The sequence below is a fragment of the Mycobacterium sp. IDUB_39 genome (assembly GCF_055419205.1).
The window spans coordinates 1-8,565 of the sequence record NZ_JBVAXF010000009.1; the positions used below are offsets into that span (position 1 = coordinate 1).

Below are 8,565 nucleotides of genomic sequence, written 5' to 3' on the forward strand. Positions count from 1 at the left end.
ATCCTGGTCGCGGCCCTACTCAGGTGTCAGCGATGTCCCGAGACATACAAGTGTCAGCGATGTCCCGAAACAGAACACGTCGCTCAGCGAACGAAAGCGCGCCGAAATCGCTAGAAGCCCAGCTTTCCCAGCTGTTTGGGGTCGCGCTGCCAGTTCTTGGCGATCTTGACCCGCAGATTCAGGTACACCTTGGTCCCGAGCAGCTTCTCGATCTGAGTGCGCGCCGCGGTGCCCACCTCCCGCAGTCGCGCGCCGCCCTTGCCGATCACGATGCCCTTCTGGCTGTCGCGCTCGACGTAGAGGATGGCGTACACGTCGATGAGTTCCCCCTGCTCCTCCGAGCGGCCCTCGCGGGGGGTCATCTCGTCGATCACGACGGCCAACGAGTGCGGAAGTTCGTCGCGGACGCCCTCAAGCGCCGCCTCCCGAATCAGCTCGGCCATCAGGACTTCCTCTGGCTCATCGGTCAGTTCGCCATCGGGGTAGAACGCGGGCCCCGGGGGCAGCTTCGAGACGAGCACGTCGACAAGGACATTCACCTGTTCGCCGGTCGTCGCCGACACGGGCACGATCTCGCAGTCCCCGCCGGTCAGTTCGCTCACCGCGAGCAGTTGGGCCGCGACCCGATCCTTGGGCACCTTGTCGGTCTTGGTCACGATCACGATGAGCGTGGTCCTGGGTGCGACCGCGCGGACCTGCTCGTAGATCCAGCGGTCACCTGGGCCGATAGCCTCATCGGCGGGTATGCACAGCCCGATGACGTCGACCTCGGAGTAGGTGTTCTTGACCAGTTCGTTGAGCCGCTGGCCGAGCAGAGTCCGTGGCCTATGCAGCCCGGGCGTGTCGACCAGCACTATCTGGAAGTCCTCGTTGTGCACGATGCCGCGGATCGTGTGCCGCGTGGTCTGCGGTCGGTTTGAGGTGATCGCCACCTTGGTCCCGACCAGCGCATTGGTCAGCGTCGACTTACCAGTGTTGGGCCTGCCGATGAAACAGACGAAACCCGAACGGAATTCGGTATCGGTCATCGTGGCTCCCCCGCCAGGTCGGTGACGATGATCGCGGCATCCGCCGACATCTCACGCACCGCGGCCACCCCCGCGTCATCGGAGGTGCCGCCGACGAGGACCGCGGCCTCCAGACCCGCCGCCCCGCTGGAGACTGCGGCGGACACCGCGGCCTGCAATGCGGTGAGGCTCAGGGCCGCAAGCCCGACGGGGGCTCCGGCGTAGGTGCGGCCGTCGAGATCGCGCACCGCCGCACCGCTTTCCGACTCGGTCCGGGCCATCGCCCCACGGGCCAGGGTCACCAGCTTCGCGTCCTCGGTGTCCAGGGTGGTCATCGATCCTCCTCGATCTCGGTGGTGGGGGCGACCAGCACCGTGCCGATACGCACCCGACCGCGGTGGTCCCTGCCGCCCTCCGCGCGCAGCCGCAGCCCATCCCAGACCACCTCGGCGCCAGGAAGGGGCACCCTGCCCAGCTCATGAGCCAGCAGTCCGCCGACGGTGTCGAAGTCGAGGTCGTCCTCGATCTCGAGACCGGAGAACAGTTCGGTCAAGTCCTCCAGCGGCAGCCGCGCGGATACCCGGAACCGCTGGTCGCCCAGGTCCTCCCAGGGTTGGACCTCGTCGGTGTCGTACTCGTCGGCGATCTCGCCGACGATCTCCTCAAGGACGTCCTCGATGGTCGCCAGTCCGGCGATCGCGCCGTACTCGTCCACCAGCAGTGCCATGTGGTTGCGGTCGCGCTGCATCTCGCGCAGCAGGGCGTCCAACGGCTTGGAGTCCGGTACGAACACCGCGGGACGCATCACGTCGGCGACCTTGGTATCACGGCCGCCGTTGGTCGAGTAGTACGTCTGCTGGACCAGGTCCTTGAGGTACACCACGCCCACCACGTCATCGACGTTGTCGCCGATCACCGGGAGGCGGCTGTGGCCACTGCGCACCGCAAGGGATGTGGCCTGGCCGGCGGACTTGTCGGATTCGATCCAGACCATCTCGGTTCGCGGCACCATGATCTCGCGCGCTGCGGTGTCCCCGAGTTCGAACACGGACTGGATCATGCGGCGCTCGTCGTCGGCGACCACACCGCTCTGCTGCGCCAGGTCCACCACCTCACGCAGTTCGATCTCGGAGGCGAAGGGGCCGTTGCGGAATCCGCGGCCCGGGGTCAGCGCGTTCCCGATCAGCACCAGCAGCCGACTGATCGGGGTCAGCAGAACCGAGATCGCCTGTAGCGGAAGGGCGGCCATCAAGGCTATCGAGTAGGCGTTCTGCCTGCCGAGGGTGCGTGGGCCGACGCCCATCGCCACGAATGTGACCACCACCATGATGGCCGCGGCGACCACCAGTGCCCACTGCAGCGCGAAGTACTCGGCCAGGTACGCGACGAGCAGGACGGTGGCAATGGTCTCGCACGTGATGCGTAGCAGCACAACGAGGTTGATGTAGCGGGGTCGGTCGGTGACCAGCCGTGCCAGTCGGGCGGCACCGGGGCGTTCCTCGCGGACGAGTTCCTCGACGCGGGCTATGGAGACGGTGCTGATGGCGGCGTCGATCGCCGCGAACAGTCCGCCGATGAGAATCAGGGCGATGGCGCCGAGCAGCGGCGCGAGTGCGGTCACGGGTGGTCGTAGAACCGCGACTTGTCGAGCAGTTCCCGATCGCGCTCGGTCTGCCGGTCCCGGTGATAGGCCGCCACTTGATCGGCCACCCATTCCTCGAGCAGTTCGCCCTGCAACGCAAACATCTCCTTCTCCTCATCGGGCTCGGCATGGTCATAGCCCAAGAGGTGCAGGACGCCGTGCACGGTAAGCAGTGCGAGTTCGTGGCCCAGTGAATGTCCGGCGGTCTCAGCCTGTTTGGCGGCGAACTCCGGGCACAGCACGATATCGCCGAGCATCGACGGTCCCGGTTCGGGCGCGTCGGGCCGGCCACCGGGCTCGAGTTCGTCCATCGGGAAGCTCATCACGTCGGTCGGACCGGGAAGATCCATCCACCGCATGTGCAGATCGGCCATGGCCGCGGTGTCGAGCAGCACCATCGACAACTCGGCGGCCGGATTGACATCCATTCGCTTGATGACGAAGCGCGCGACGCTGATCAGTTCGGACTCGGAGACGTCGATCCCCGACTCGTTGGCCACCTCGATGGTCATCGGCGCTGCCTGCCCAGGTTGGCGCGACGCTGGGAGCGATTGAGTCCGCCAGACTCCTCGGACTCGGATCTCGCGTAGGCGTCCACGATCTCCGACACCAGCCGATGGCGCACGACGTCGGCGCTGGTGAGTTCGGAGACGTGAATGTCGTTGATGCCGTCCAGGATGTCGACTGCGGCCCGCAATCCCGAGCGGGCGCCGCCGGGCAGGTCGACCTGTGTGGCGTCCCCCGTCACGACCATCTTCGAGCCGAAGCCCAACCGGGTGAGGAACATCTTCATCTGCTCTGCGGTGGTGTTCTGCGCCTCGTCGAGGATGATGAACGCGTCATTGAGACTGCGGCCACGCATGTACGCCAGCGGCGCGACCTCGATGACACCGGTACTCATCAGCTTCGGGATCAACTCGACGTCCATCATGTCGTGCAGCGCGTCATACAGCGGGCGCAGGTAGGGATCGATCTTCTCACTCAGCGTGCCGGGCAGGAAGCCAAGGCGCTCACCGGCTTCCACGGCCGGCCTGGTGAGGATGATGCGCGACACCTGCTTGGTCTGCAGCGCATTGACCGCCTTCGCCATCGCCAGGTAGGTCTTGCCGGTGCCGGCGGGGCCGATGCCGAACACGATGGTGTGCGCGTCGATCGCATCGACGTACCGCTTCTGGTTCAGCGTCTTGGGACGAATGGTCTTGCCGCGCCGCGACAGGATGTCGAGCGTCAGCACCTCGGCGGGTGACTCGGTGCCCGATCCGGTCAGCATCGACAGCGTGTGACGCACGGCGTCAGGGGTCAGGCGCTGTCCGCTGGCGACGACAGCGAGGAGTTCGGTCACCGCACGCTCGGCGAGTGCGACGTCGGCGGGCTCACCGGACAGGGCGAGTGCGTTGCCGCGCACGTGGATGTCTGCGGTCAGCAGGTTCTCCAGGGCGCGCAGATTCTCGTCGGCTGAGCCGAGCAGGCCCACCACTAGATCGGGCGGCACGTTGATATTGCTGCGCACGGCGTCGTTGCTTCGCATGGCCGACGACGCAGCCTGCGTCTCGCGGGGAGTCACGTGGTGTTCAGTGCCTGCTTTCTGTGCTCTGGTAGCGGTGCAATTGCAGTTTACCGCTGGTCACGCACTCAAACCAACGGTCGACCCATAAGCCCATGGTGCAGACCGCACTAGGACCACCTGCCGGTCAGCACCCCGAGTGCCCCCAGCGCGACCGCCGCGGCGGTCGAGGTTCGCAGCACTGAGGGCCCCAACCGCACCGCTGTCGCACCCGCCCGGGTCAGTGCTTCAATCTCGTCGTCGCTGATCCCGCCCTCGGGCCCCACCAGCAGCAGCACTGCTCCGGCCTTATCCAGACGCGCTGTCATTTCGGGCGCGGTGAGCGGTCCCGTCGCCGATTCGTGCAGGGCGAGCACCACCGCGCCGGAGTCGACGGCCGCACCGACGGCGTCGATCAGCTCAGCGGTGGACAGCACCGACGTGACCGTCGGGATGTACGGGCGGCGCGATTGCCTGGCCGCCGACCTGGCCACCGCCTGCCACCGTCGCAGGCCCTTGTCCACCTTGGCGGATCCGTCCCAGCGCGCGACGCACCGCTGCGACTGCCAGGCGATGAAGCTGTCCGCGCCGGCCTCGGTCGCCAACTCGATGGCAAGTTCGGAGCGGTCGGACTTGGGCAGTGCCTGCACGACGGTCACGGTCGGAGTGGGCGGATCCACAGTCCGCCGTGTCATCAGCCGCGCCTCGAGCCGACCCTTGGCGACGTCCTCGACGACGCAGTGTGCGACCGCTCCCGCACCGTCGCCGATGTCGAGTTCCTCACCCACGCGGATGCGACGGACATTGGCGGCGTGGAATCCCTCATCACCGTCGACGACGACCCGCTCGCCGGTCTCGGGAAGCACATCGACGTAGAACAGGGCGGCGCTCACCCGAACCAGCTCACGCGCGGCTCACCCGATCTCAGCGGCCGGTGAAGGTCTCACGCAGACGGCTGAACAGGCCCCCGCCCGAGGACGTCGCATGCGTGGACTTGACCTCGGCGACATCGCGCGCCCGCTGCTCCTTGAGCTTGCGCAGCAGCTCGGTGTCGTGCGTGTCGAGACGCGTGGGCACGACGACCTCGACGTGGATGTGCAGGTTGCCGCGCACGCCCGTCCGCAGGTGCGGCATACCGTGCCCGCGCAGCGATGTGACGGTGCCCGGCTGTGTCCCGGGTGCGATGGTGATCTCGGTGGGACCGTCGATGATCGCGTCAACCGACAGGGATGTGCCCAGCGCGGCGTCGACCATCGGGACCGACACCGTGCAGTGCAGGTCGTCACCGTCACGCACGAAGACATCGTGCTGTTGCTCGTGGACCTCGACGTAGAGGTCGCCTGCCGGTCCGCCACCCGGGCCCACCTCGCCCTGGGCCGCCAGCCGTACGCGCATCCCCTCGCCAACGCCAGCGGGAATCTTGACGCTGACCTCGCGGCGGGCGCGCACCCTGCCGTCGCCGCCGCAGCGGTGGCATGGATCGGGAATCACCTCACCGACGCCGGCACAGACCGGACACGGACGCGACGTCAGCACCTGGCCGAGCAGCGAACGCTGCACGGTCTGCACCTCACCCTGGCCGTTGCAGGTATCGCAGGTCACCGGGGTCGAGTCGCCATGCGTGCCCTTGCCGTGGCACAGGTCGCACAGGATCGCGGTGTCGACAGTGACCTGCTTGGTCACGCCGGTCGCGCACTCCGTCAGGTCCATTCGCATCCGCAGCAGCGAGTCCGAACCGGGCCGCACTCGGCCAACCGGTCCGCGAGCCCCGCCGCCACCGCCGCCGAAGAACGCCTCGAACACGTCACCGAGCCCACCGAAGCCACCGAACCCGTTGCCGCCGCCTGCGGCCCGCTCCATTGGGTCGCCACCCATGTCGACGATCCGGCGCCGTTCGGGATCGATGAGGATCTCGTAGGCGAGCTTGACCTCGGCGAACTGCTCGCCCGCATCGGGGTTGACGTCGGGATGCAACTCGCGCACCAGTCGGCGATACGCCTTCTTGATATCCGAATCGCTCGCGCCCTTGCTCACACCGAGCAGGCCGTAATAGTCGCGTGCCACGCCAAACCCTTTCAAAACCCTCTGAGCCGCTTTTCGCGGCCCGACTCACACCCCTAACGGGTGCCCAAGACCTCGCCTATGTAGAGAGCAACCGCCGCAACGTTGGCGATGGTTCCCGGATAGTCCATTCGAGTGGGACCAACCACACCCATGCCGCCGTAAATCTTGCCCAAGCTGCCGTAGCTGGTGCTGACCACCGATGTTCCGGCCATCTGCTCGGCCTCGGTCTCGTGCCCGATACGTACCGTGACCTTACCGGCCTCCTGCTGCACGGCCAGCAACCGCAGCACCACGACCTGCTCCTCCAGCGCCTCGAGCACCGAGCGCAGTGATCCACCGAAGTCACCGGTGTTGCGAGTGAGGTTGGCGGTGCCACCGAGAAGCAGACGTTCCTCGTGGTGCTCCACCAACGTCTCGACCAGCACCGTGGCCGCGCGACCCACGGCGTCGCCGAGGCTGCCATGGCCGACGAGCTGGGAGGCGAGGTCCGCGACGGCGACCGACGCCGCCGAGAGGGGCTTGCCCTCGAGTGCCTGGGCCAGGCGCTCCCGCAACTGCGCGAGCTGATGGTCGTCGATGGCGTCGCCGAGTTCCACGATGCGCTGATCGACGCGGCCGGAGTCGGTGATCACGACAAGCAGCAACTTGGCCTGCGTCAGCGCGACGACCTCGAGGTGGCGCACCGTCGACGCTGACAACGTGGGGTACTGGACGATCGCGACCTGGCGGGTGAGCTGAGCGAGCAGCTTGACCGCGCGGCGCAGAACATCGTCGAGGTCGACGCCGGACTCCAGGAACGACAGGATCGCGCGTCGCTCGCTGGACGACATCGGTTTGACGTCATCGAGGCGGTCGACGAACTCCCGGTAACCCTTCTCGGTCGGCACGCGTCCCGAGCTGGTGTGCGGTTGCGCGATATAGCCCTCAGCCTCGAGCACCGCCATGTCATTGCGCACAGTGGCGCTGGAGACGCCGAGGTTATGCCGCTCGACAAGTGCCTTGGAGCCAATCGGCTCCTTGGATGTCACGAAGTCAGCGACGATGGCGCGCAGCACCTCGAAACGCCGATCATCAGCGCTACCCATCGTTCACCTCCTGGTCGAGTTTCATTTTACGGTGCAGAGCAGCGAGGACACCGAACGATAGTGCTCCGATGCCAGGGACAAGGCGCGCCCGGGGCACTAATCTCGACACATGCCGACGCCGATGTTGCGAAACAAGCACTGCGCGACGGCCCAGCGATGATCTTCAAGGGCGTCCGCGAGGGCAAGCCGTATCCCGAACACGGCCTGTCCTACCGGCAGTGGGCGCAGATCCCGCCCCGCCAGATTCGGCTCGATGAGCTGGTCACGACCACCACTGTGCTGGCACTCGACCGGCTGTTGTCGGAGGACTCGACGTTCTACGGTGACCTCTTCCCGCACGCCGTGCGGTGGAAGGGTGTGGTGTACCTCGAGGATGGCCTGCACCGCGCGGTGCGCGCCGCGCTGCGAAACCGCACGGTCCTGCACGCCCGCGTGTTCGACATGGACGGTGCGCTACCCCAGCCGACCTGACGCTTCGCTCCCCCACTTTCCGCGAGCGCGCGTGTCTGCGGCCGACACGCCGCGTCTGAATCGGACTCTGCGCGCTCTCACGCGTGAGCGCCTCTACGGCCGCGCGCCAGAACCGTGACCGCCGTCGCGACCTGCCACGCGTAGATCGCGTAGACACTGCCGCGTTCCCAGACACCGATCGGCGCCAGCTCGACCGCGACGGCGACGAGGCACAACAGTCCCGACACCCCGAGCGCTATGGACATCACCCGGTACGCCGGCGCGGCAAGCGCTGGTCGAAGGGCCGACGATCCGACCAGTACCGCCGCGTTCCCGCCGACCAGTGCGAGGGCCGCGCCGACACCGTGCCAGGCCGAACCCGTTCCGCTGTGTACGGCGGCAACGAGCAGATTGCCGACGCCGTTGCACACCGCGAGCGATAGGAACGGCAGTGCCTTGCGCAGCTGCCCGGCCCGGCACAGCAACCACGCACCGATCGGGAAGGCCAAACCCTGCACCACGAAGGCCGCGTTCATCACCGCCGCGTGCGGCGATCGAGCTGGGTCGCCGAGGTCACTGACGTAGTTGGTGGCGTAGCCGTAGGTGTCGATTGCTGTGGCCGCCACCGCCTCCGCGGCGAAGTAGCAGACCGCCGACGCGATCCAGAGCAGCGCACCGGTCCGGGCGGTCACGCCCGCCAGCCTAGACAGGGCTAGTCGCAATCCCCAGGCGCGAGCGCGCGAAAAGTCCGATTTGAACGCGGCGTGTCGGCCG

At 67.1% G+C, this 8,565-nt stretch carries 10 protein-coding genes; 1 reads left to right on the forward strand and 9 read right to left on the reverse strand.

Annotated elements, in window-relative coordinates; all coding sequences use genetic code 11:
- Nucleotides 1-110: 110 nt before the first annotated feature.
- The 8 genes from era to hrcA all read right to left on the reverse strand — a co-directional run bounded on the left by era (nucleotide 111) and on the right by hrcA (nucleotide 7,341).
- The gene (gene era, locus ACZY0X_RS27240) at nucleotides 111-1,028 is read right to left on the reverse strand and encodes a GTPase Era (RefSeq protein WP_354525718.1); all 918 of its coding nucleotides are present in this window, start codon (nucleotides 1,026-1,028) and stop codon (nucleotides 111-113) included.
- Nucleotides 1,025-1,342 (reverse strand): cytidine deaminase, encoded by a 318-nt coding sequence (locus ACZY0X_RS27245; RefSeq protein ID WP_463774865.1) that lies wholly within the window; start codon nucleotides 1,340-1,342, stop codon nucleotides 1,025-1,027. Before ACZY0X_RS27245 ends, era begins: the two co-directional genes overlap by 4 nt.
- Entirely contained in the window at nucleotides 1,339-2,628 is a 1,290-nt protein-coding gene (locus ACZY0X_RS27250) for a hemolysin family protein (protein WP_463774867.1), read from the reverse strand. The genes ACZY0X_RS27245 and ACZY0X_RS27250 overlap by 4 nt, the downstream gene beginning before the upstream one ends.
- On the reverse strand, nucleotides 2,625-3,161 hold the full coding sequence (gene ybeY / locus ACZY0X_RS27255) for an rRNA maturation RNase YbeY (protein WP_463774868.1): 537 nt from the start codon (nucleotides 3,159-3,161) through the stop codon (nucleotides 2,625-2,627). The genes ACZY0X_RS27250 and ybeY overlap by 4 nt, the downstream gene beginning before the upstream one ends.
- The gene (locus tag ACZY0X_RS27260) at nucleotides 3,158-4,213 is read right to left on the reverse strand and encodes a PhoH family protein (protein WP_463774869.1); all 1,056 of its coding nucleotides are present in this window, start codon (nucleotides 4,211-4,213) and stop codon (nucleotides 3,158-3,160) included. Before ACZY0X_RS27260 ends, ybeY begins: the two co-directional genes overlap by 4 nt.
- Before the next feature lie 110 nt (nucleotides 4,214-4,323).
- Nucleotides 4,324-5,085 carry a 16S rRNA (uracil(1498)-N(3))-methyltransferase gene (locus tag ACZY0X_RS27265; protein ID WP_463774871.1) on the reverse strand — a complete coding sequence of 254 codons (762 nt, stop codon included), beginning with the start codon at nucleotides 5,083-5,085 and terminating at the stop codon, nucleotides 4,324-4,326.
- A gap of 31 nt (nucleotides 5,086-5,116) precedes the next feature.
- Nucleotides 5,117-6,256 carry a molecular chaperone DnaJ gene (gene dnaJ, locus ACZY0X_RS27270; RefSeq protein WP_463774872.1) on the reverse strand — a complete coding sequence of 380 codons (1,140 nt, stop codon included), beginning with the start codon at nucleotides 6,254-6,256 and terminating at the stop codon, nucleotides 5,117-5,119.
- A 53-nt stretch (nucleotides 6,257-6,309) separates the two neighbouring features.
- Nucleotides 6,310-7,341 carry a heat-inducible transcriptional repressor HrcA gene (gene hrcA, locus ACZY0X_RS27275; RefSeq protein WP_463774874.1) on the reverse strand — a complete coding sequence of 344 codons (1,032 nt, stop codon included), beginning with the start codon at nucleotides 7,339-7,341 and terminating at the stop codon, nucleotides 6,310-6,312.
- Nucleotides 7,342-7,497: 156 nt separating this feature from the next.
- On the opposite strand from hrcA, the gene ACZY0X_RS27280 reads away from it, so the two are divergent.
- Entirely contained in the window at nucleotides 7,498-7,812 is a 315-nt protein-coding gene (locus ACZY0X_RS27280; protein WP_463774875.1) for a type II toxin-antitoxin system VapB family antitoxin, read from the forward strand.
- A 77-nt stretch (nucleotides 7,813-7,889) separates the two neighbouring features.
- Here ACZY0X_RS27280 and ACZY0X_RS27285 read toward each other — a convergent pair whose 3' ends face one another.
- Complete coding sequence (locus tag ACZY0X_RS27285) at nucleotides 7,890-8,483, reverse strand: DUF998 domain-containing protein (protein ID WP_463774876.1); 594 nt, start codon at nucleotides 8,481-8,483, stop codon at nucleotides 7,890-7,892.
- Nucleotides 8,484-8,565: the final 82 nt, after the last annotated feature.

Excerpts from the sequence above, each read along its gene's own strand:
- era (WP_354525718.1), bottom strand. The coding sequence starts at position 1,028 with ATGACCGATACCGAATTCCGTTCGGGTTTCGTCTGTTTCATCGGCAGG.
- ACZY0X_RS27245 (WP_463774865.1), bottom strand. The coding sequence starts at position 1,342 with ATGACCACCCTGGACACCGAGGACGCGAAGCTGGTGACCCTGGCCCGT.
- ybeY (WP_463774868.1), bottom strand. The coding sequence starts at position 3,161 with ATGACCATCGAGGTGGCCAACGAGTCGGGGATCGACGTCTCCGAGTCC.
- hrcA (WP_463774874.1), bottom strand. The coding sequence starts at position 7,341 with ATGGGTAGCGCTGATGATCGGCGTTTCGAGGTGCTGCGCGCCATCGTC.
- ACZY0X_RS27280 (WP_463774875.1), top strand. The coding sequence starts at position 7,498 with ATGATCTTCAAGGGCGTCCGCGAGGGCAAGCCGTATCCCGAACACGGC.